Consider the following 22,825-nt stretch of genomic DNA (forward strand, 5'->3'; position numbering starts at 1 on the left):
GCTCCACCCGATCAACCCATCCCCACACCGACGGAGGTTCGTATGCGAACCCGTGCACCAGCACATTCACCGAGCGTGACCAGAAGCAGTCTGACGCGGCTGCTGCTCGCGCTCGCGATATGTCTCGGCCTGACGTCGCCCCTGATGACGCAGACGGCCAGCGCGACCGAAACCAGCCTGTCGAATCCCGGCTTCGAGTCAGGAAATCTCAGCGGCTGGACCACCACCGGAACCGCCTTCACCGGGGCCGTCACCGACGACCCGGGCTGGGGCTGGGGCTGCTGCTTCAACCAGCAGGGCTCCTACCACCTGTGGGGATTCGCCGGGGGCGGTGACGCCGCCACCGGGACGGTGACGTCGGAGCCGTTCACCCTGACCGGCTCCGGCATGGTCAGCGTCCTGGTCTCCGGCGGCCGTAACGAGGCCGACCTCTACGCCGCCCTGACCACCTCGGACGGAACGGTCCTGCACAAGGCCACCGGCACCGACGACGAGGCGTACCGCCGCGTCACCTGGGACGCCCGCGAACACCTCGGCAAGCAGCTCCGCATCACCGTCGTCGACAAGGCCACCGGCGGCTGGGGCCACATCAACCTCGACGACGTCCGCGTCGGCACCGACCCCGCACCCGCCGTGACCACCCTGTCGAACCCCGGCTTCGAGACCGGCGACCTCAAGGGCTGGACCACCACCGGAACCGCCTTCACCGGGGCCGTCACGGACAAGACCGGCTGGGGCTGGGGCTGCTGCTTCAACCAGGCGGGCACCCGCCACCTGTGGGGATTCGCCGCCGGCAGCGACGCCCTCACCGGAACGGTGACGTCCGAGCCGTTCACCCTGACCGGCTCCGGCATGGTCAGCGTCCTGGTCTCCGGCGGACGCAACGAGGCCGACCTCTACGCCGCCCTGACCACCCTTGACGGGACCGTCCTGCACAAGGCCACCGGCACCGACGACGAGGCGTACCGCCGCGTCACCTGGGACGCCCGCGAACACCTCGGCAAGCAGCTCCGCATCACCCTCGTGGACAAGGCGACCGGCGGCTGGGGCCACATCAACCTCGACGATGTCCGCGTCGGCACCGACCCCGCACCCGACCCCTCACAGAGGGGACTGGCCGCCCACTGGGACTTCACCGAAGGCAAGGGCACCACGACCCGGGAGAAGGTCAGCCAGGCCGCCGACCCCATCAGCTACGTCTTCACCAACGCGCAGTACAAGCCGAACAGCGACCCGCTCTGGCGCCCGAAGAACGAGGCCGACGGCGTGCTCTCCGGCGCCCTGCTGTTCGACGGCTACTCCACCTGGGTCACCCGCGCTGCGTCACAGTCACAGCTGTCCACGGACGGCCTGAGCGTCGAGGCATGGGTCGCGCCGCGTGCGTTCGAGTGGGGAGACGACGGCAAGCCGTCCGTCGTCGTCAATCAGCAGGACAAGGCCGCCAAGCGGGGCTTCTCCCTCGGCGTCGGCCGACACGGCAGGTGGCAGTTCGGCATCGGAACCGGCGACGCCTGGTACGAGGTGACGGTCCCGAAGCCGGCGGCCCTGGCCGCGGGCAAGTGGGCACACCTGTCCGCCGTATTCGCCCCTGGCGAGGGAGCGATCAGGCTCTTCCTCAACGGTGAGCAGGTCGCCCAGACCACCATCCCCACGAGCGCACGGCTGGCCAAGGCCGACGTCCCACTGATCATCGGCCGCCACAACCAGCCCGCCATCATCAACGGCACCTTCGCCGTCAACATGTTCAACGGCCTCATCGACGAGGTGAAGATCCACAACAGCGCCCTCACCCCGGCATCGGTCACGGCCGGCCACCAGAAGGACGTGCAGACCTTCGCGGGCGGCACCACCCCCAAGGCGCAGATGGAGATGGACCGCTCCCGCTACGACGGTGACCGCTACCGCCCCGGCTACCACTTCACCGCCCCGAACCACTGGATGAACGAGCCTCACGCGCCCATCCAGTACAAGGGCAAGTACCACCTCTTCTACCAGTTCAACTCGCACGGCCCCTACTGGCACAACATCGCCTGGGGACACACCGTGAGTACGGACCTGGTCCACTGGCGCGACCTGCCCGTCGCCCTCGCACCCACCGAAGACAGCGTGGCGCCCGACGGGGTCTGGTCCGGCGACGCCGCCTACGACAAGGACGGCGTGCCCGTCCTGCTGTTCACCGCCGGAAACGACGCCCAGCGCCCCAACCAGGCCACCGGCCTCGCCCGCCCCGTCGATCCCGCCGACACCGACCTGGTCGAGTGGAAGATGCACCCCACCCTCGTCACCAGCCAGACCGCCGACCTGAACGTCGGCGCCGGGCGCAAGGTCCGCTTCGGCGACTTCCGTGACCCCTTCGTCTGGCAGGAGGGAGACACCTGGTTCCAGCTGATGGGATCCGGCGTCCAGAGCACCGACGGCAGGGACATCGGCGGCACCGCGCTCCTCTACACCTCCAAGAACCTCACCGACTGGACCTACTCCGGCCCCCTCATGGTCGGTGACGTGGCGGCCCACCCCAAGACGGGACAGGTCTGGGAGCTGCCCACCTTCCTGCCCATCGGAAAGGACTCCCAGGGACGCGAACGCCGGGCCCTGCTCATCAACCCCGCCTTCCCCGCCGGCCCCGGCGAGTACAGCAGCAAGTACGTCTACTACTGGGTCGGCACCTGGGACGCCGCGAACCGCCGCTGGACCCCCGACACCACCGAGCCCAAGCTCATGGACTACGGCGACCACTTCACCGGCCCCAGCGGAACGGTGGACGACAAGGGACGCTCCCTCGTCTTCAGCATCGCCCAGGACCGGCGCACCGAACGCGCCCACTACGACGCCGGCTGGGCCCACAACGCCGGCCTGCCCATCGAGCTGTCCATGCGCCCCGACGGCGACCTCGGCTTCCGCCCCGTGGAGGAGGTCTCCCGCCTCCACACCGGAGCACCGCTCCTGGACATCACCACCCCCACCTCCCTTGCCGACGCCAACAACCGCCTGGCCGGCATCAAGGGCGACATGCTCCACATCAAGCTGACCATGGAACGCGGCAGCGCCGGCACCTTCGGCCTCGACGTACTCCGCAGCCCCGGCGACGAGGAACGGACCCGCCTGTTCTACGACGCTCCCGCGGGACAGCTGGGCGTTGACCGGTCACGGTCGGGGAACAACTCCAGCGCCGAGCCCGGCTTCGGCATTCACAAGGGCCCGCTGACCCTCACCGACAACACCCTGACCCTCGACGTCTTCCTTGACCGCTCGATGATCGAGGCGTACGCGAACGACCACAAGTCCATCACCACCCGCGCCTACCCCTTCCGCCAGGACTCCCTCGGCCTGCGTCTGTTCGGCGACGGCAGCACCGTCAAGTCCATGACCGTCTGGAAGATGGGCAACATGACCGACTGACCCGGAAGCCCAGCCGCACCGTCTCCTCGGCACGTCCTGCTCGGCCCGCAGCCTCAATGCTGCGGGCCGAGCAGCCGCATATGCGGGTAGGTCACCGCGCCTCACAACCATCCACACGCAGCAGGCCCCCAGGACCGGCCGGCCTCAGAGAGAATCCGAGAAAATGAAGCCCGCCCGGAAAGCGCCTGAAAGGAATCGAACGTGTAGAACGGCATCGTCACGAAGACACCGAAAAGGGCAAGACGCAGCTCATTACCTCGGTGTGAATCTGGCATCCACAATGCGTGTTCGGACGACAACCGAGGACGAACTATCTTGGGTCGGCAGAGGCACGAACCGTGGGGTACTCGCCGAAGGCTCCCGCCGGGACGGGCCATCCAGAGCGCGCACCACACGATCACGCTCCTCGCCCGAGAGACGAGCCAGCAGGGCCACGACCCTGCCCAGCCCGTCCTCACCACCCGACGTCACCGATCACCCGCCAGGTCGAGATCACGCTCGGACGCCTCGGCAGGAGTCGGCGCCTGCTTCGGTCGGCGCCACGGATGAGCGATCGGCTGAGACACCCCACGCCACCAAGCATCCGCAGGCAGCTTCCCCACCTGCTCGAACGGCTCACCGGGACGCGGAAACGCCACCGCCTGGCCGACCTCCTCCGCCTCGTACTTCGTCCACTCCCCCGGCTCCGCCCACGCATGCGGAGCCAGGTTGAAGGTCGCCCAGTGGATCGGCAGCATCACCCCACCCGGACCACCTCCCTGCAGGTCAAGATGGGCCTGCACCCCCTGCGCGGGCGACATGTGAATGTCCGGCCACGCGCCGGGAAGGGGCGTATAGTCCGTGTGGTTCTTGGGCCAAAAGCCGTTCTTGATTCTTGGAGTCAGCAGGGGCCCAACGCCCCGTCGGCGCGTACCGGTTCACCGTTCTTCCTCGTTCTCGAGTGCGCTCCCGTGAATGCCGGTCCGACCCGTTGCGAGGCGGGCGACCTCATCTTCTGGTACACCGACCCCAACGACGGCATCCGCTACGGCGGCGACCTCGACCACACCGGCATCTACATCGGAGGCGGCCAGGCCATCGACGCCAACGCCTGCTACAGACGCGTCAAGTACGACACCGTCACCCTCGGCGGCACCGAACGCGACCCCATCTACGTCGATGTCCTCACCCCCAACGGCTACTGACAGAGCCTCCCGCTGGTGGCGACCCCGCAGGCGAGGGCGGGGCCGCCACTATGCGCCAGTGCACCAGCTCGTCGCCGGCCTGCCGGAACCGCCCCGCTCGTCGTCCTCAACGAACCAACCAGGCTTCGCGTTCGTCGTGGGCGAATCGGTCGAAGGAGACCGGTTCGCGTCCGAGGACGTCTTGGACGTCACGGGTGATGCCTGCGGCCAGGTCGAAGCGGCAGGCGCTGTAGAGCGCGAGCATGACGGCCGTCTCGGCTCGCGGAGTCCCCAAGGCACGACGATGGCGCCAGAACGCGACCGGTCCGGGTGAGGTGTAGTCGATCGTCCTGCCTAGTTCCGCGCCGAGCAGGTCGGCCGCTTCGGCGTAGGTGAGGGCTTGGGCGCCCGTAGGGGTCACGGCTCTACGTACCAGCGTGTCGCCGGTCAGGGCGCGAACGGCGACGGCGGCGACGTCCCTGGCGTCGACGAAGGACGTACGGCCGCTTCCCGCCGGGACGATGATCTGGCCGCGGTCGCGGATTTCCGCTGCATGGGTCGTGGAGAGGTTCTGCATGAAGAAGCCTGCACGTACGAACGTCCATTCGAGTCCAGAATCGCGCAACCACCTCTCCAACGCGTGATGGGGCACCGCGGGGTTCCGGTCGGCGCCCTGCAGGGAGAGCAGCACCATGCGCTTGATTCCGTACTCGCGGGCCGCGGACAGTGCCGGCAGCATGTCCTTCTTCACGTCGGAGATCTGTGGTGGCCGCATCACGAACATGGAGGTCGCGCCCCGCATCGCCTCCCGCCACGTCTGGGGGTCGGTGAAGGAGAACGTGACGCGGGGCGCGGTGCCGGAAGGTCGACTGACCTGCCGATGGGCTGCACGGACCGGGAGCCCCTGCTCCACCAGCTCGCCCACCACGTGGCGGCCGACCCTGCCGGTGGCGCCCGTGACCAGTACGGTCATGCCTCCCCCTCCGATACGCGAACATGACGGCCCTGGTGACCACGCCCGACTGCGGAGCAGCCACACTCAGAACGGACATAATGACAGAAAAGGCGCCTTCGGGTTCGGCGAAGGCGCTGGGGCGAGTCGGTCCCGATATGGGTCCGTCGAACGCGTCAGACGGACGCGCGTGCCACGAATTCCGCTTTGACCCGCACCGTCTTGTGGACCTCACGGCCGTCCAGCCGCTCGGTGAGCAGGCGGGCGGCTGCCCGTGCGACCTCGGCGGCCGGATAGCGGATGGTGGTGAGCCGGGGGCGCACCAAGGAGGCGAAGGACGCGTCGTCGTGGCCGATGAGGGCGACGTCCCGCGGGATGTCGAAGCCCAGCTCGTGCGCCTTCTCCATGGCCCCCACAGCGATGACGTCGTTGCCGCAGAAGACCGCGTCGGGACGGTGGCGGCGGCTCATGAGCTCGGCGAACCCGGCCGCTCCGGCTTCTCGCGTGTGTTCGCCCCTGACGACCAGTTCATGGGGCAGCGCCATGCCGAGTTGGAGCGCCAGTGCCCTGAGCTGTTCCAGGCGGGGGTCGCCGCCCGTGGCGTCCCGGGGCCCCGCGATCATGGCTATGCGCCGTCGTTGTGCCGCCGCGACCTGTTCCAGCGCCGAGCGGGTGGCCGCCCGGGCGTCGGGTGTCACGAGGTCGATCGGGCCGAAGGCGACATCGGCGCTGATCACGACGGGCATGCCCGCGTCGGTGAGGGGCTCGAAGTCGCGCGGCTTGAGCCGGAAGGGGGTGATGATGACGCCGGCGAACCGCTGTTGCACGGCCTCCGCCAGGAGCGCCTGCTCCTCGTCACGGCGCGCGCCCGTGTTGCAGACGACGACGTGCAGTCCGCGCTCTCGAAGTTCCTCCTGCAACGTGGCCGCGAGCTGCGCGTAGAAGGGATTGGCGATGTCGGGAACGATCAGTGCCACCAGGCTGGACCGTCCCGTGCGCAGGCTGCGTGCCGTGGTGTTCACTGTGAAGGACAGCTCGGCTATGGCAGCCTCGACGGCAGCCCTGGTTTCGGGGGCCACGTGCCGTTTTCCGGAGAGCACGTAGGAGACCGTGGCGGACGACACTCCGGCCCTACGGGCGACATCTGCCATGGTGACCCGCTCACGCACAGCCCACGCTCCCTTCCAAGGCCACCCTATGCCACGTCCGATGTCGCGAGTGAGGCGCTGTGCGTCCGAAAGCTGCCGCGGCCCACGCGGCACCGTCGCTTCACCTTCCTGGTGGCCGCTACGTATTTCGTCCCCGCCCGTCAACCCGGCGCAGGCGCACCAGAGCGCTGGCACAGTCACCCCGGGGAAGTTCCGGAAGAGGCATGCCGAATCCGGTCAGGGTCGCGCCGGACCATTCCCGCCCGGTCGCCTCATCGCGATACCGGGCTTCCGGCGCGAGTCCTCGCAGCCGCAGCGGAGGGCACGAGGTCCCGAAGGCCGGGGAGGTCCGCCAGATCAGCACGACCGTACGTTCGCCGGAGGCATCGAGGTACTGCACGGATGTCAGCGGTTCCTCGCCCGGGTCCAGGAGCCGGAACTGGATCCCTTGCTGCACGACGGGGCGGATGTCCTTGTAGAGCCGGACGAGCCGGCCGGCCTCGGCGAGTTCGGTCTCGGTCCAGCGGGTGAGGTCACCTCCGATGCCGAGCACGCCCGCCATGGCGCTGTGGAACCGGAACGGGATGGGGACGGCGCGGCCCGTCAACGGGTTGGGGCTGTCGGTGACCCATGCGGACATGACGCCGGCCGGGTACAGCTGGCTGAAGCCGTGCTGGATGGCGAGGCGGTCCACCGCGTCGGTGTTGTCCGAGGTCCACACCTGGTCGGTGCGGGCCAGGACGGCCGGGTCGACGCGCCCTCCGCCGCCCGCGCAGGCTTCGATGCGCAGGTGTGGGAACTGCGCGCGCAGGCGGTCGAGCACCTGGTGGACGCCGCGGGCGTGGTCCACGTGGACACGCCTGGCGTCGGGGGCGGGGCCCGGCACGCCGGCTTCGCTGAAGGACCGGTTGAAGTCCCACTTGAGGAAGTCGACCGCGTTGTCGGCGACGACCTGGCGCAGCCACGCGAGAGCCCAGTCGGTGACCTCGGGGCGGGAGAAGTCCAGGACCAGTTGGTTGCGCAGTTCGGTCGCGGTGCGATCGGGCAGGTGCAGGACCCAGTCGGGATGCCGGCGGTAGAGGTCGCTGTCGGCGTTGACCATCTCGGGTTCCACCCACAGGCCGAAGGCCATGCCGAGACGGTGGACCTCGTCCGCGAGCGGGCGCAGTCCCCGGGGGAAGCGTCGGGGGTGGGGCGCCCAGTCCCCGAGGCCGGCCCGGTCGTCGTCACGGCCCCGGAACCATCCGTCGTCGAGGACGAACAGTTCGACGCCGAGGGCCGAGGCGCGTTTCGCGAGGGCGATCTGGTTCTCCTCGGTCACGGCGAACGACGTCGCTTCCCAGGAGTTGTAGAGAACCGGCCGTAGTTCGTCGGGATGGGGCAGGACGTGGGTGCGCAGGTGGTGGTGGAAGGCGCGGGACGCGCCGCCGAAGCCGCGGTCGGTGTACAGCGCTAGGCTGACCGCGGTGCGGTGCGTGCCGCCGGGTGCGAGGCGCAGTTCGATGCCCTCATGGCCTTCGCCGGCCATGACACCGGTGCGGCCGGCCGCGGTGCGCTGGGCGGTGAGCCGCCAGCTGCCGCTCGCGGCGAGCGCGACGGTCCACACCTCGCCGTGTTCCTCGCCGGCGTCCCCGGTGTCGAGGGTCGCCCACGGGTTGGCGTGATGGCCCGTGTGGCCGCGCCGACTGCCCAGGATGGTCTCGCCCACGGGCAGGCCGGACCTGTCGAGGCGGCCTTCGCGGGACCAGCCTCCGTGGACGGAGCCGATCCGCCAGGACGAGCGCTGTGGAAGCGGCCAGTGCGCCGCCGCGTAGCGCAGCAGCAGGATGTCGCCGTCGTCGGCGGTACCGGTGTGGTGGAACTCCGTCCAGCGTTCCAGTACGTCCCCGCCTGCGGCAACGCGGTAGTGCAGGTCCCAGGCCAGTGGCCGGGTGCGGTCCTGGACCGTGGGTTCGAGCGGGCTGGAGCCGTCGGCGAAGCGGACTTCGAGTGCGGGAACACCGAATCGGGCTCCCCCGTCGACCGGGTACTCCTCCACCCCGTCCCGGCGCCCGGCGAAGCTGTCGTCGTGCTCGGCCCACACCGGCAGCGCGACCGCGTCGGCCCACGGCAGGACGGCACCCCAGTGGACGTGCAGCACAGCCCCGGCGGCGCTGTCCGCGCGCAGCACGTAAGCGCTGCGGGTGGTGCGCAGCAGGATCGTGCCGCTCGCCCCGTCGATCCGCACCGGTGGAACCGCCGAAGCGGGCCCCGCCTTCACGGGGTGCTCCCGGCGGAGATGCCCGCGGGGCGGGACGGCCGGGCCGGAGCGGCCCTGCGGCCCTCACGGACGGCGACGACGCCGCCGGGCGGTACGGCCGCCCGGCCGTCGGTGATCACGGCTCCGGCGAGCCCCGTCCCGCCGACGGCGACCTCCACCGTGTCCCGCGTGTGGTTGATCAGGAAGAGGTAGGTGTGGTCGCGTCCATGACGGCGCACCGCCTCCAGCCCGGGCGGGGCCTCGGCCACGGGGACGACTCCGGCTCCGGCGCACAAGGAACGGACCAGTTCGCCCAGGGCCGAGGCCGGCAGGCGGCAGGCCGTGTACCAGGCGGTGCCCCGGCCGAAGGCGTGCCGGGTGACGGCGGGGCCGCCGCGGGCCGGACCGCCGTCGTCGATGTCGGCGAAGCGTGTGACGGTCGCGCAGCCTCGGGGTTCGACGCGCTCCGCCCAGTGCCGGACGCGGGAGCCGTCGTCGAGAAGGGCGTGGTCCTGAGCACGCAGGGGCAGGTACTCGTCCACGACGAGGCCGAGGAGTTCGCGCAGCGCCCCGGGGTGGCCGCCGAGGCGGACCCGGTCGTACACGTCGACGACACCGCTGAAGCAGCCGACGGCGAGGTGACCGCCCTGGTCGACGTAGCGGGTGAGGTTCGCGGCATCGGCGTCGGCGAGCAGGTACAGGTTGGGGGCGACGACGGCGCGGTAGCCGGTGAGGTCGGCGCCGGGCGGGACGAGGTCACAGGTGATGTTCAGCCTCCACAGCGCTTCGTACCAGTCCCGGACCACGTCCAGATACCGCAGGTGCTCCGAGGGGCGGGCCTGGAGTTCCAGCGCCCACCAGGTGTGCCAGTCGAACAACAGCGCCACGTCACTGCGGACACGACTGCCGGTCACCTCGCCGAGGGCGGCGAGTTCGGCGCCGAGGGCCTTGACCTCGTTCCAGACGCGGCTCTCGGTGCCCGCGTGGGGAAGCATCGCTGAGTGCCACTTCTCCGCTCCGGCGCGGGACTGGCGCCACTGGAAGAACATCACGCCGTCCGCGCCGCGGGCGAGGTGGGTCAGGCTGTTACGGCGCATTTCGCCGGGCTGCTTGGCGACGTTGACCGGCTGCCAGTTGACGGCGGAGGTCGAGTGCTCCATGAGCATCCAGGGGTGTCCGCCTGCCATGCCACGGGCGAGATCGGCGTTGAGGGCGAGATCGATGTGGCCGTCCGGGTCGGCGGCCGGGAGGTAGTGGTCGACGGAGACCAGGTCGCACGCGGCGGCGAAGGCGTGGCCGTCGACCTTCTTCTCCAGTGTGCCCATCACGTTGGTGGTGACCGGCAGGTGCGGGGCGATCCTGCGCAGGATGTCGGTCTCGGCGTGGTGGCGGGCGAGCAGCGCGTCGGACGAGAAGCGGTGGTAGTCGAGTTCCAGCCCGGGGTTGCGGAACGCGGTGGTGTCCCGCGGCGGGTCGATCTCGGCCCAGTCGCCGTAGCGCTGGCTCCAGAAGTCGGTGCCCCACAGGTCGTTCAGCGCGTCAAGAGTCTTGTACCGCTCCTGGAGCCAGACGCGGAACACCTCCGCGCTGGTCTCGCAGTAGCACAGCGCGTTGTGGTTGCCCCACTCGTTGTGGACGTGCCACATGACGACGGCGGGGTGGCCTGCGTAGCGGGTCGCCAGGGCCGTGACGAGGGCGTCGGCGGCGTCGGCGTAGGCGGGGCTGCTGGGGCAGAAGACCTGCCGGCTGCCGTGGGCGAGGCGCGTGCCGGAGGCGGTGACCGGGCGGGCCTCGGGGTGCTGTCGGGTGAACCACGGGGGCGGGGCGGCGGTGGCGGTGGCGAGGTCGACGGCGATGCCGTGCTCGTACAGCAGGTCGAGGACCTCGTCCAGAAGGCTCCAGTCATAGGTGCCGGGGCACGGCTGGATACGGGACCAGGAGAAGACGCCGACGGTGACGAGATTGACCCCCGCCTCGCGCATGAGGCGTACGTCCTCCCGCCAGACCTCTCTGGGCCACTGTTCCGGGTTGTAGTCGCCGCCATAGGCGATCCCGCCCAGTGCGCGGGTCACGCCGGTGAGAGGGTGGGCGGGGTGGTTCACGATTTCACAGCTCCGGCGGCGAGGCCCGCGCGCCAGTGGCGCTGCAGGAGAAGGAAGGTCAGCACGATGGGTACGACGGAGACCAGGGCGCCCACGATGGTCAGGGTCTGCAGCTCGGGCAGGCGGCTCGTCTGCGTCTGCCAGGTGAACAGCCCGAGGGTGACGGGGTAGAGGCGCTCGTCCTGGAGCATGATCAGAGGCAGCAGGAAGTTGTTCCAGATGACGACGAACTGGAACAGGAAGACGGTCACCAGGGCGGGCGCCATAAGACGCAGCGCGATGGTCCGGAAGATGCGGAACTCGCCCGCACCGTCCATGCGAGCGGCCTCCATCACCTCGTCAGGGACGGATGCGGCGGCGAAGATGCGGGAGAGGTACACGCCGAACGGGCTGACGACGCTGGGCAGGAACACCGCCCAGAACGTGTTCGTGGCGTCGAACTCGGCGAACATCAGGAACAGCGGCAGGGCCAGCGCGGTGGCCGGCACGAGGACACCGCCCAGGACAATCGAGAAGACGGCCTCGCGTCCGCGGAAGGCGTACTTGGCGAGCGCGTAGCCGGCGGCGGCGGCCAGCAGCGTGGCGACGGCGGCGCCCGCGCCCGCGTAGAGCAGGCTGTTGAGGAGCCAGCGCAGGTAGATCCCGTCCTGCTGGGCGAAGAGCGAGGAGAGGTTGTCGCCCAGGTGCCATTCGGCGGTGAGGAATCCGGGGGTGGTGACCAGGTCGCCCTGACTCTTGGTCGACGAGACGAACAGCCAGTAGACCGGCAGCAGCATGTAGCAGGCGACCGCGGCCATGAACGTGACGGCGAGGGCCGGACCGAAGCCGACGCTCCGTCGGCGGCGGGCCGCGGCGGTGGGGTGGTGGGCCCCCTCGGTGAGGGTGAGCAGGCTCATCCCTGCCTCCTGGTGGTGAAGCGCAGGAACGCGAACGACAGGACGAACGTGACGACCGCGAGGACGACGGACAGGGCGGCGGCCTCGCTGTAACTGTCGCCGGCGGCCAGCGAGTAGGCCGCGATGTTCGGGGTGTAGGTACTGGTCACGCTGGTCGAGATGGTTCGGAAGACCTGTGGTTCCGTGAAGAGCTGGAAGCTTCCGATGAGGGAGAACACCCCGGTCAGGACGAGGGCCGGACGGATGATGGGGATCTTGATACGCAGGGCGATGGTCCATCCGCTCGCCCCGTCCATACGGGCGGCCTCCGCTATGTCGGCCGGCACGGCCTGGAGGGCGGCGTAGATGATGAGCATGTTGTAGCCGGTGTACGTCCAGGTGACGACGTTGGCGATGGACCAGAGGATCGCGTCCGGGCCGAGCAGGTCGGCCTGGACGCCGGCCGACCGCAGGAGGTCGACCACGGGCGACAGCCGCGGGTCGTACAGGAAGGCCCACATCAGGGCGGCGACGACGCCGGGGATGCCGTACGGGACGAAGTACACGAGCCGGAAGAACCTCTTCGCCCGCGCGACCGCCGAGTCGAGGAGCAGGGCAAGGGCCAGGGCGAGCAGCAGCATCACGGGGATCTGCACCAGGGCGAAGCCGAGGACGCGCAGCAGGCTCTCGCTGAAGTAGTCCTCTCCCAGCACCCGCCCGTACTGCTCGAGGCCGGCGAAGACCGTTCGGGTCTTGCCGAAGGTACCGCCGGTCCGAGCGGTCTTGTGCAGGCTCTGCCAGAAGGCGTAAGCGACCGGGACGAGGGTGAACAGGACGAACGGTATGAGGAAGGGTGCGAGGAGGGCATAGGGGGCGAGGGGCCGGCGCGGACGGTCGGGCGCCGATGCGGTGGTGGGTTTCACGGAGAACCTTCGTGGTGCTGTCCCCTGCCGCCTGGAGGCGGCAGGGAGGGCAAGAGGGGGCCGGTCACTGCGTGACGTCGAGCGACTGCTTGCGCAGGGACTCTGCACTCTGTGCGCCGGTGTCCTTCAGTACGTCACCGAGGGTGCTCTTGCCGGCGATCGTGTTCGCCGTGCCGTCGCTGAGGAAGCGGTAGGTGTCCGTCATCGTCGGCCCCCAGGTGAAGCCGGTGTCGACCTGGGAGGATGCCTGGGCGAAGACGTCGAAGAACTTCTGCTTGCCGTAGAAGTCCACGGGCTGCTGGAGTGCGGGCAGCTCCAGTCCGGCCTTGGCCGCTGGGTAGAGGCCACCCTCGCGGTTGAGTATCTCCAGCGCCTCGGGGTCGGTGTTCAGCCACAGGGCGAACTTCGCGGCCTCGGCGGGGTGCTCGGATCCGGCCATGACCGTCGTGGTGGAACCGCCCCAGTTGCCCGCCTGACGGTCACCGTTCTTCCACTGAGGCATCGGGGCCACCGCCCAGGCACCGGCGGTGGACTTCGCGTTGTCGCGGATCGTGCTGTAACCCCAGGCGGCACTCACCCAGGTGACGACCTCGCCGTCGTTCCACGCCTTGTAGAGCGCCGGGGAGAAGCCCTGGAGATCGGTGGCGACGAGCTTGTCGTCGATCATCTTCTGCCAGTAGTCCGCGACCTGCCGACTCTCCGGCCGGTCGACGGTGACCTTCCACGCGTCGCCCGCACGCTCGAACATGGTGGCCTTGTTCTGCCACAACAGGCCGGTGAACCAGTTCGGGTCGGTCTGGGAGAAGTGGGTGATGAACTTGCCCTCCTTCTTGAGCCTGCGGGCCTGCTCCGCGTACTCGTCCCAGGTGGCGGGCGCCTTCATACCCAGCTTGTCGTAGATGTCCTTCCGGTAGAACAGCGCCATGGGGCCCGTGTCCTGGGGCACCGCCCAGACTCCGTCCTTGCCGTCGGCGCCGAACTCCACCTGCGACCAGGTCCAGTCGACGAACGCGGCACCCGCATCCTTGACGCCGGGGCAGGAGGAGATGTCCGTCAGGCCCTCCTTGAGGCGGAAGCTCGCCAGGGAGTCGTATTCGACCTGGCCGAGGTCGGGGGCCTTGCCCGCCTTCAGGGCGTTGGACAGGTTCTGGTACGTGCCGGCGTTGCCCGAGGGGACGGTCTTCAGCTTCACCTGGATGTCCGGGTTCTCGCGGTTCCAGACGTCGACGGCCTTCTGCATGCCGGGGACCCAGGACCAGTAGTCCAGCGTGACCTTGCCCCCGGCGGGTTCGCACGTCGCTCCCGCCGCGTCGTCGCCGCCTCCCTCGCCTCCGCAAGCGGTCACGAAGGTGAGGGCCAGGGCCACTCCGCCGAGCATGCAGCGTCTGACCAGAGAAGTGCGGTCACGCATCGTCATGAGGTCGCTCCTTGCGCCGAGTTCCGCTCCGACCGAGCGGTCGCCACACACCACAGCACGTCTCAATGAAAGTCAATACGTAGGGAAAAGAAATACGGCATCGCATCCCCGCGCCCCACCGCCGAGTCGACTCGCCATGACTGACCTCAACCATGCTGAGCTGGTTCTTTCTAGCAGGACCACATCGCATGGCCGTGAAATTCTCGCAGACGCAATCGATTACGCATTGACGCTCGACCGGCTCTTTCAGTGAACTCTTCACCTCGTTGATGCGTGACGCCGCCTTCCGGCGCGCTGAGGGCCGACCGGGCGAGCACCCAGCGGCGACCTGACCTACCCGCACCACCGCGCGATCCGCACGAAGAGGCCCCCCGGACTACGCCAACAGACCTATGAGCAGCTGGAGTCGGAGGGCAGGAGGAAATAAACGCCAGCCCCCTCCCCTCGCGTAATCGATTACGTTACTGTGCGGTCGCTCGGCTCGGCCGTCCCCGTCACGAGGTCGGCCCCGTTGACGAGTCGCGAGTCCGAGGGAGCGCTCCGGGCTCCGTCGACAGCCGACGTCCCGGGACGGACGGGCCGTCCCGGACCACCACTCTGCCCATGGAGGCACGCAGTGCGCAGATTCCGCAGGTTGTCCGCTTCCCTGACCATGCTGGCCACGGCGGCCGCGTTGCTGCTCGGCGCCGGCACGGCCCAGGCCGCCGGGGAGCGCTACGTCGCGCTGGGCGACTCCTACTCCTCCGGCGTCGGGGCGGGTTCCTACCTCTCCGACAGCGGCAGCTGCAAGCGCAGTTCCCGCTCCTACCCGGCGCTGTGGAGCGCGGCGAACGCCCCCGCCTCCTTCAGCTTCGTGGCCTGCTCGGGAGCCACCAGCACGACCGTCAGGAACAGCCAGCTCGGAAGTCTGACCAGCACGACCACGCTGGTCAGCGTGAGCGCCGGCGGCAACGACATCGGGTTCGCAGACATCATGGGAGTCTGCGTGCTGCAGTCGGACCAGGCGTGCATCAACGCGGTCAACGAAGGCACGGCCAAGGCCCGTAACCAGCTGCCCGGCCAGCTGGACCAGCTGTACTCGAGCATCAGGTCGCGCTCGCCGCAGGCGCGCGTCATGGTGCTCGGCTACCCGCGGCTCTACAAGCTCGGCAGCTGCATCGTCGGTATCGGTGACACCAAGCGCAAAGCCCTGGACGACGCCGCCGACACCCTGAACAGCGTCATCAGCCAGAGGGCGGCAGCCGCCGGGTACCGGTTCATCGACGTGCGCGGCGCGTTCAGCGGCCACGAGATCTGCTCGGGCGACGCGTGGCTTCACAGCACGCGCATTCCCGTGGACGAGAGTTACCACCCCAACAGCAAGGGTCAGCAGTACGGCTACCTGCCCTCCTTCGACGCGATCGCCTGACCGCGTCGCTCCGACGGCGGGCGGCCTTACCGCCCGCCGTCGGGCCCCGCTCCCGCTTGGCCGCGGGCGCGGATCACGGCCTCTCAGTCCCGTTCCCGGATCCGGAGCGAAAGGGTGGCGAAGGGCGCCAGGTTCCAGGTGGACTCCTTCGCGCCCTGGCGCACCGCCTCCTGCCCGGTGGGCCGCTCGTCCAGCCGGACGGGCACGAGGAGCGTGTCGGCCGGGACGTGGACCCGGGCCTCCGACGCCACCGGGGTGGGGTTGCCGAGACGGAGGATCAGGCCGTCGCGGTCCTCGGCAGGCTTGAGCGCCGTCAGCAGCGCGCCCTCGACGCGGATGGCGCCGGACGACGGTTCGGCGGTGGTTCCCGGCCGCAGCTGCCAGGCGCGCAAAGGCGTACGGAAAGCGGCGGCCAGGCAAGTGAGACCGGTGTCGGTGGCGACAGCCTCCCCGAGGGCGAGCGCGAGGTCGAAGCCCTGCGGGCCCTGGCATTGGGCTTCGGGGGTCGCGAGCATCGGACCGGCTCCGGTGGTGCGGCTGCGCAGGTCGAAGCGGGAGAGCCAGCCCACGGACCTCAGCAGGGTGACCACGATCTCCTGCTCGGCGCCGGTGGCCGTCTCCGTACCGGCGAGCGCGCGCATCTCGGGCAGGCCGGGGGCGAAGAGGGCCGTGCGGTCCGTGCCGCGCCCGACCGCGCCGAGGCCCTGTACGGGGGCGGAGCCGCAGACGGCCTCGTGGCCGCGCTCGGTGGGCAGCGGGCCGAGGTCGGGACGGACCGGGCGCTCGATCAGGCTCCACTGTCCGTCGCCGGTCCAGGTGTCCGCGCCGCGGGCGGTGGGCGCGTGGAACCGCAGCCGGTGGTCCCGCGCGGTGTTGTCGAGGGTGATGTGCCAACGCAGCAGCGGATCACCGTGCCAGTGTGCGACCTCGATCCGGACCGGGACCGCTGCGGTCCGCTCGCTGCGGCTCGTGCGGTCAGGGGCGATGCCGACGGGGAGGTCGAGTACGGCGTCGAGCTCCAGGACGGTGCGTACGGCCGAGGTGCGGGTGCGGGACGCGACCAGCCGGGGGGTGACCACGGTGTCCCGCAGGGGCGGGTCGTAGTTGTAGGTGTCGCCGCTGTCGCCTCCGTCGGTGAGCAGGCCCAGTCCCGCCAGCTCGCCGCCGTCGGCGCGGGCCAGGGTCAGCGAGGCGTCGTCGGCCGCGGTGAGGTCGCCGCCCCAGGGCGCGGGGATCGTACGGGCGTGGGGGACCGTCCTGGCGACGGCGCCGTCGGCCGGTGCGTCGCCGAGCCGGACGCGCAGGACGGTCCGGCCGAGGCCGGGCACTGCCGGGACGTACAGGTGGAGGCGGTGGCGGAGCGCGGGGCGGGAGTCGGGCAGCAGGTCGAGGTCGGCCTCGAAGGCCGTCTCGACGCCGAGGGCCTCGGCCTCGAACGGGACGGACGTGCCGTCCGGGGCCGTGACCGCGACCGGGTGGCGGCCGGGCGCGGTGAGGACGTCGACCGTGACGGGGCCGTCGGCGCCGTCCGGGTGGGGGTTGAGCACGGCGAGGTCGGTGTGGTCGTGGGCCGGGTCGCCATAGGCGCGGACGTCGAGTCCGGAGGCGAGCAGGGCACGGCTGACGACGTGCTCGCCCAGTTGGTGCACGCGCTCGTAGCGGACGGCGTTCTCGCGGTGCACCTCGTCCACGCTGCACCCGCACAGCGAATCGTGCGGGGCGTTGCGCAGGAGCAGTTCCCAGGCGTGGTCGAGGTCGGCGCGCAGGGTGAGGTCGTCGGGTGCGTGGAGGGCGAGCGCCGGTTCGGCCCAGCGCTCCAGGAGGTTCTGGGCGGAGGCGTTGGCCTGCTTGAGGTAGGTACGGGCGGAGAGGGTGCCCGGAAGGATGAAGGTCAGGTACCCCGCGGGTTCGCGGAGTTCGCCCTCGACGACGGGCAGCGGGTCGCCGTGCGACGCACGGGCGTCGGCCGCGGCGCGGGCCGCCGCGAAGAAGTCCTTCAGGGTGCTCTCGTGGAGCACGGCGCCGGTGGCCGCCGCGCCGCCCGCAGCCTCGCGAATGCGTGCGCCCGGTCCGGAGGGCGCGAGGTGGTCGCCGCCGTTCATCAGCAGCCACGGTCCGTGGGGCAGACGGGCGTGTTCGGTGCGGAGGAAGTCCCCGAGGCGGTCGGCGGCGTCGGGCGCGGCGGGTCCGTCGGCCCAGAGGACCTCCGCTCCGTGGTAGCCCTGGTTGACCGCGAAGACCTCGGAGCCGTCGGGAGAGCGCCAGCGGAAGCGGGCCACGCCGTCGGGGGCGCCGCGCCATACCAGGGCGGTGTCCATGCCGAAGCCGCGCAGCAGCCGGGGCAGGTCGGCGGGGTGGCCGAAGGCGTCGGGGGAGTAGCCGACGCCGGCGAGGGTGCCGGGGGTCAGGCGGCGGGCGGTCAGCAGGTTGCGTATCAGGTTCTCGCCGGACACGAGCTGGTTGTCGGCGAGGACGTGCCAGGGTCCGAGGGTCAGGCGGCCGGCGCGCGCGTGGTCCCGCAGGCGCTCGGCGAGGTCGGGGCGGAGGGCTTCGACGTCGGCGAGGACGATCGTCTGGCCGTCGAGGTGGAAGGACTTCATCCGGCCGTCGTCGAGTTCGGCGCAGACGCGTTCGGCGAGTTCGACGAGGCGGGCGCGGAAGGCTTCGAAGGGGCGGTACCACTCGCGGTCCCAGTGGACGTGTGTGACGACGTGGCACTCGGGGGCCGCGTCGGCCACTGCCGTGCGGGGCCCGGAGTCGCCGGCGGGAACGGGAACGCCTGGGAGGATGGTGCTCATGCGGTGGGCTCCTCTGCGGTCCGGCGGGCGACCGGGGTCGGTGCGTGCGGGGACGGTACGGGCGGGGGCGGCACGGTGAGCTCGGGGGTCGCCTCAGGGCCGGACGTCGGCTCGGGTCCGCGTGCCGCCGCGGTTCCGGGCGCCGCTGTCCGCTCGGGTTCCACCGCGCCGGAGAGGGGTACAGCGGCCCGGGGCAGGGCGGCGGCGAAGCGTGCGGTGATGGCCGTCGGTCGGGTGATCGCGCCGCCGACCACCACGGCGTGCGCGCCGAGTGTCAGGACGCGGACTGCTTCCTCCGGAGTGCCGACGCGGCCCTCGGCGATGAGGGGAACGTCGAGGACGGCGGCGAGTGAGGCGACGAGTGCGAAGTCGGGGCCGTCCGGCGGCGTGCTGTACGCGGTGTAGCCGGAGAGGGTGGTGGCAACGGCGTCGGCGCCCGCCGCCGCGGCGGCCACTCCCTCCTCGTGCGTCGAGACGTCGGCGAGCACGCCGATCCCGAGGCGGTGCAGCGCCTCGATCGTGTCCGCGAGGCTCAGGCCGTCCGGGCGCGGCCGCCGGGTGGCGTCGATGGCCACGAGATCCGCGCCGGCCTCCGCGACCCGGCGGGCGTGCTCCAACGTCGGGGTGATGTAGACACCGTCGTCGCCGTCCTTCCACAGTCCGATCACCGGCACCGCGACGGCCTGCCGTACGGCGGCGACGTCCTCGGGCCCGTTGATCCGGACGGCCGCGGCCCCGCCGGCCACGGCGGCCCGCGCCATCCGGGCCATGATGTCCGCGCCGTGGAGGGCCTCACCGGGCAGCGCCTGGCAGGAGACGACCAGCGATCCGGCCAGGTCACGCAGGGCGGCCGTGGTCCTGGCGGGGTGGGAGGTACGGGTGGGGGGCACCGGGTCCCTTTCGGTGATGGCGGTGGTCACGGGCCCGGCGGGCGTCACGGGCCCGGCGGGCGTCACGCGCCCGGCAGGCGTCGCGGTGTCAGGCATGGGCGCCGTGGGTCGTGCGGGCGGGCCGGCCCAAGGCACGCTGGACGCGATCGGCCAGTGTCACGGCCAGGTCGCCCCATCGCGTGGCGGTGTCCGCCGGAGCTGCGTCGGGCAGCACGATGGTGGTCGGGTCGCCGAGCAGACGGGCCGCGGCGGTGTGCAGCGCGTGCCGGTCTGCGGCGTCCGCCGGGTCCTCGGGTCGGACGTCCAGTTCGGCGGCCCGCCGTCCGGTGAGCGCCCCTGCGGCGGCGAGCAGCTGCACGGCCGCGAACCGGGGATCGCCGGGTGGGACGTCGAGGGTCCAGGCGAGCGGTACGCCGTGAGCGGCCAACTGCCCTTGGAGCAGGGTCAGCTCGCGCCGTTCGCCCACGATGCGGGCCGGGGGGAGAGCGCGTGCGCACGACCGGGCGGCCAGCGCTCCGGCCGCCTCGCCCACGGCCCATTCCCCGTGGTGCACGCGGTAGGCGGAGGCGGCGACCTGGGTGGCAGCCAGGTTCTTCGCGGCGGCCAGCAGATTGTCGGGTTCGGCGGCGACCAGCGAGGAGAGCGGCACCTGGAACGGAGCCGTGGGGGCGTACGCACTGGCAGGGTGGCCGATTCTGCTGTGGAGGTCCATGTGGTACATCGCGAGGCCGCCGGAGTCGGGGCGGTTCGCGGCCCGCGCCCGGCCGGGGATCGGCTCCAGGTCCTGCTGACGGACGGGGGTCGCGGTCCGCAGCCGGCGTGACTCGCGCAGGTAGGGTTCTTCGGCGTAGCCGTCGGGGGTGCCCGCGACGTGGGGGGCGAGGGTCAGTCCCGGGTAGCCGTGGCCGCCGTCGTCGCGGGGGCACTCGGTGCGCAGCCAGTGCAGGAAGGCGGCCGAGAGACGCTTGGCCTCGGTGTACGCCTCTTCGGGGTGATCGACGGAGGAGCGGTCGGCGTAGTCGTTGCCCGCCCAGTTGATGAGGGCCGCGTCGGGGCCGCCCAGTGCCGCGCCGTCACGCAGCCGCCGGTAGGTCCAGAACGGCGGGTGGCCGTCGGGGCCTTGCTCGAACATCCGGTAGCGGTGGACGCGGTCGTCCCAGCCGGCGATCTCCAGGGTGAACGGCTGGCCGTCACGCCACCCTTCGTACCCCTTCGGCGCGGATCCGACCGGCGCGCACGGGGCCCCTTCCGGGGCGTGTTCGACGACGAAGCCGACGGTGCAGGACTGCACCGCGTCGGGGCGGGGGCCGCCGGGCAGGGCCAGCGGCTCGCCGTGGGCGTCGCGCCCTTCCGAACCGACCACCCAGGGGGCCCCCGCCAGGGGAAGCAGGTCGCCCGCTTCGGTGGCGTCGCAGAACACCTCGGCGAACAGTTCCACGACGGGCGCCGCGGCTCCGTCGGCGTGCAGCCGTACGGAGGTGAGGCGCCGGCCCTCGCGCCGTACCGCTCGTGGGGCGACACCGGTGAGGATCGTCAGCCGGCCGGAGGCGACGTGCGGTGCGAGGAGGGCCTCGATGGCGTGCTCGGCGGCGGCAGGTTCGAAGCAGAGCCTGCTGACCCAGCCGCCGCCGGGGTTGGCCAGGCCGTCGTACCGGGCGCGTATGAGGTCGCGGAAGGCGCGGTAGGAGGCGGAGACGCCTCCTGTCTCGACGTGGGGGTGCTCGTCGAGGGCGGGGACGAGCTGGGTGGTGGCCTGGCCCCCCAGTCGGTGGGGACGGGCCGCGAGGACGACACCGCGGCCGGCGCGGGCCGCGGCGAGGGCGGCGGCCACGGCACCGAGGCCGGACCCGATGACGGCGACGTCGGTGTGGAGGGCGCGGACGTCGGGGGCGGGCTGGTTCACCGGGTCTCCTCGGCGGTCGTGGTGGAGGGGGCGGCGACGGTCACGCCGGCTGTCGGAGCCGCGGAGCCGGTGGTGACGTCGAAGTCGGCCTCGAAGGTGCGTCGCCACGGCAGGCGTGCCGATCCGGGTGTGATCCGGGCGTGGAAGCCGGGGAGCTCCTCGGCGTACCGCGTCAGGCCGGTGGCGAGCCGGTCGAGGAGCGGATGGCCGTCGGGGACGTGGTCGTGCCGTCCGGGGGTGCTGCCGAGTGCGGCGCGGAGCTCGGCACGCACCCCTGTCATATATCCCCGGTCCTCGATGAACCGGTGCGCGAGCAAGTCGAGCTGGGCGCGCTCGTCGCACCGGCCCGCCCGGCGGGCGGCGACGGCGGTGACGGCGTGGGCGACGGCCGTGCCGAGGGTGTTGCCGGCCGTGTTCCATCCGGCGTAGGACATCAGCCGGTGGGCCAGGCCGGTCCGGAGCAGCGCGTCGACGAGGAGTGGGTCGGCGCCGTTGGGCTGGGCGCAGTCGGCGACCGCGACGTCCTGGCCCGCGCGCAGGAGTTCGGCCGCGCGGTCGGCGAGCGCTCGGGCAGCCTGTGCCGCGGTGGCGGAGCGCTTGGTGAGGGGTTCCACGGCCCAGTCGCCGTCCCCGTCCGGGGTGTGGACCAGCAGGTGCAGGTCGGGGTCGGGGCCCGTGTGGACGGTGGCGCCGCACGCTTCGATCTGACCGGCCGCGGTCCGGCCGACGGGGATGTTCTCGTACGGGGCGACGCGGGCGAGTCCGTGCGGGTCGACGGCCTCGATCCGTACGGTGACGGGTCCGCCGTCCAGCAGGTCGAGCAGCGTGCGGGCGACGAGCGTGGCGGTGGCCTCGTCGGCGCCGGGGCGGACCGACACCCGGTCCTCGGTCTCGAGACGGGTGCGCCAGAGCCGGAGCTGCTGGAGTTCGGCGGTGGCGAGGGCCCAGGGGGCGGTGTCGTCGGCGCCGACGACCAGGCTGTCCAGGACGCCGGCGGCCGCGAGTTCGAGCGCGGTGAGGTTGAGCGCGTGGTTGCGCAGGCGCCGCCGGACGAAGTCCGAGCGAACGGTCGCGGGTACGGCGGCGCGGGCGGCGGTCAGCTCGTCCGGGTGGGAAGCAGTGGGCTGTTCTCCTCGGTGGAGTTCGGCGGAGAGGTGGTGGAGCGCGGGGCCGTGGGGGTCCCAGTACTCCGGCTCCTCCATCGCGTCGTCGGAGTCGGGGGTCCGGGTGATGAGCGTGACGGCGTGGACCGGAGTACCCGCCGCGGCGATCTCGGCGAGGACCTGCCAGCGCGCGGCGACCTCGGCGACCGTGCGGGGCTGCGTGCGCGAGGCGATGAGCCCGCCGTGACCGAGCGTCTCCAGACTGACCACCGCGGCGTCGGCGTTCGACGCGGCCCTCACCAGCCAGCCGCCGAGTGCGTCGACGTCGCCCGGTTCACGCAGCCGCGGCATGAGCGCGGCGGGCGGCAGCAGCACTTCGGCCCCGGCCACGGCGGCGATCTGCGCGGGCAGCCGGGAGCAGGCGGGGCGCTCGTCGAGCGGGAGCAGGGCGACGCGCAGGGGCTGGCGCGCGGGGGCGGTGCTCACGGGAGTTCCTCGTCTTTCG

14 protein-coding genes and 1 pseudogene are annotated in these 22,825 nt (G+C 71.3%); 3 read left to right on the forward strand and 12 right to left on the reverse strand.

All coding sequences use genetic code 11. The annotated features are described in order from the left end of the window. Positions 1–75 precede the first annotated feature (75 nt). Positions 76–3,399: a GH32 C-terminal domain-containing protein gene (locus tag ACFW6A_RS28440; RefSeq protein ID WP_386476839.1), complete on the forward strand. Its 3,324-nt coding sequence runs from the start codon at positions 76–78 to the stop codon at positions 3,397–3,399. 467 nt (positions 3,400–3,866) lie between these two features. On the opposite strand, the pseudogene ACFW6A_RS28445 reads toward ACFW6A_RS28440, so the two are convergent. Beyond that, positions 3,867–4,214 (reverse strand): annotated as a pseudogene (locus tag ACFW6A_RS28445) (MBL fold metallo-hydrolase); the annotation flags it as partial. 135 nt (positions 4,215–4,349) lie between these two features. On the opposite strand from ACFW6A_RS28445, the gene ACFW6A_RS28450 reads away from it, so the two are divergent. After that, entirely contained in the window at positions 4,350–4,583 is a 234-nt protein-coding gene (locus tag ACFW6A_RS28450; protein WP_351854941.1) for an NlpC/P60 family protein, read from the forward strand. A 106-nt stretch (positions 4,584–4,689) separates the two neighbouring features. Here the strand turns inward: ACFW6A_RS28450 and ACFW6A_RS28455 are convergent, their stop codons facing one another. The 7 genes from ACFW6A_RS28455 to ACFW6A_RS28485 form a co-directional block, all read right to left on the reverse strand. After that, positions 4,690–5,535 carry an NAD(P)H-binding protein gene (locus ACFW6A_RS28455; RefSeq protein WP_351854944.1) on the reverse strand — a complete coding sequence of 282 codons (846 nt, stop codon included), beginning with the start codon at positions 5,533–5,535 and terminating at the stop codon, positions 4,690–4,692. Between the two features lie 155 nt (positions 5,536–5,690). Continuing rightward, positions 5,691–6,665, reverse strand: a complete 975-nt coding sequence (locus tag ACFW6A_RS28460; RefSeq protein ID WP_386644063.1) for a LacI family DNA-binding transcriptional regulator — start codon at positions 6,663–6,665, stop codon at positions 5,691–5,693. 136 nt (positions 6,666–6,801) lie between these two features. Continuing rightward, on the reverse strand, positions 6,802–8,889 hold the full coding sequence (locus ACFW6A_RS28465; protein ID WP_386644015.1) for an alpha-galactosidase: 2,088 nt from the start codon (positions 8,887–8,889) through the stop codon (positions 6,802–6,804). Between the two features lie 29 nt (positions 8,890–8,918). Next, positions 8,919–10,973 carry a beta-galactosidase gene (locus tag ACFW6A_RS28470; RefSeq protein WP_351855984.1) on the reverse strand — a complete coding sequence of 685 codons (2,055 nt, stop codon included), beginning with the start codon at positions 10,971–10,973 and terminating at the stop codon, positions 8,919–8,921. A 26-nt stretch (positions 10,974–10,999) separates the two neighbouring features. Then, positions 11,000–11,899, reverse strand: a complete 900-nt coding sequence (locus ACFW6A_RS28475; protein ID WP_351855987.1) for a carbohydrate ABC transporter permease — start codon at positions 11,897–11,899, stop codon at positions 11,000–11,002. After that, on the reverse strand, positions 11,896–12,801 hold the full coding sequence (locus ACFW6A_RS28480; RefSeq protein ID WP_351855991.1) for a sugar ABC transporter permease: 906 nt from the start codon (positions 12,799–12,801) through the stop codon (positions 11,896–11,898). The genes ACFW6A_RS28475 and ACFW6A_RS28480 overlap by 4 nt, the downstream gene beginning before the upstream one ends. 64 nt (positions 12,802–12,865) lie before the next feature. Continuing rightward, a complete protein-coding gene (locus ACFW6A_RS28485; protein ID WP_351855994.1) occupies positions 12,866–14,218 on the reverse strand; it encodes an extracellular solute-binding protein in 1,353 nt (450 codons plus the stop codon). Between the two features lie 652 nt (positions 14,219–14,870). Here ACFW6A_RS28485 and ACFW6A_RS28490 point away from each other — a divergent pair. Further along, positions 14,871–15,626, forward strand: a complete 756-nt coding sequence (locus ACFW6A_RS28490) for an SGNH/GDSL hydrolase family protein (RefSeq protein WP_351856019.1) — start codon at positions 14,871–14,873, stop codon at positions 15,624–15,626. Positions 15,627–15,709: 83 nt separating this feature from the next. Here ACFW6A_RS28490 and ACFW6A_RS28495 read toward each other — a convergent pair whose 3' ends face one another. The 4 genes from ACFW6A_RS28495 to ACFW6A_RS28510 form a co-directional block, all read right to left on the reverse strand. Further along, entirely contained in the window at positions 15,710–18,424 is a 2,715-nt protein-coding gene (locus ACFW6A_RS28495; protein ID WP_351855996.1) for a hypothetical protein, read from the reverse strand. After that, complete coding sequence (locus tag ACFW6A_RS28500) at positions 18,421–19,314, reverse strand: putative N-acetylmannosamine-6-phosphate 2-epimerase (RefSeq protein WP_351855998.1); 894 nt, start codon at positions 19,312–19,314, stop codon at positions 18,421–18,423. Before ACFW6A_RS28500 ends, ACFW6A_RS28495 begins: the two co-directional genes overlap by 4 nt. 88 nt (positions 19,315–19,402) lie before the next feature. Further along, complete coding sequence (locus tag ACFW6A_RS28505; protein WP_351856001.1) at positions 19,403–21,217, reverse strand: FAD-dependent oxidoreductase; 1,815 nt, start codon at positions 21,215–21,217, stop codon at positions 19,403–19,405. Beyond that, complete coding sequence (locus ACFW6A_RS28510; protein ID WP_351856003.1) at positions 21,214–22,806, reverse strand: DUF4127 family protein; 1,593 nt, start codon at positions 22,804–22,806, stop codon at positions 21,214–21,216. The genes ACFW6A_RS28505 and ACFW6A_RS28510 overlap by 4 nt, the downstream gene beginning before the upstream one ends. Positions 22,807–22,825 lie beyond the last annotated feature (19 nt).

The organism is Streptomyces sp. NPDC058758 (genome assembly GCF_042746075.1).
Taxonomy (GTDB): Bacteria; Actinomycetota; Actinomycetes; order Streptomycetales; family Streptomycetaceae; genus Streptomyces.

What these genes read in the sequence shown, in the direction of transcription:
- ACFW6A_RS28455 (WP_351854944.1), bottom strand. Translation starts at nt 5,535, where the DNA reads ATGACCGTACTGGTCACGGGCGCCACCGGCAGGGTCGGCCGCCACGTG.
- ACFW6A_RS28460 (WP_386644063.1), bottom strand. Translation starts at nt 6,665, where the DNA reads ATGGCAGATGTCGCCCGTAGGGCCGGAGTGTCGTCCGCCACGGTCTCC.
- ACFW6A_RS28475 (WP_351855987.1), bottom strand. Translation starts at nt 11,899, where the DNA reads ATGAGCCTGCTCACCCTCACCGAGGGGGCCCACCACCCCACCGCCGCG.
- ACFW6A_RS28485 (WP_351855994.1), bottom strand. Translation starts at nt 14,218, where the DNA reads ATGACGATGCGTGACCGCACTTCTCTGGTCAGACGCTGCATGCTCGGC.
- ACFW6A_RS28490 (WP_351856019.1), top strand. Translation starts at nt 14,871, where the DNA reads ATGCTGGCCACGGCGGCCGCGTTGCTGCTCGGCGCCGGCACGGCCCAG.
- ACFW6A_RS28495 (WP_351855996.1), bottom strand. Translation starts at nt 18,424, where the DNA reads ATGAGCACCATCCTCCCAGGCGTTCCCGTTCCCGCCGGCGACTCCGGG.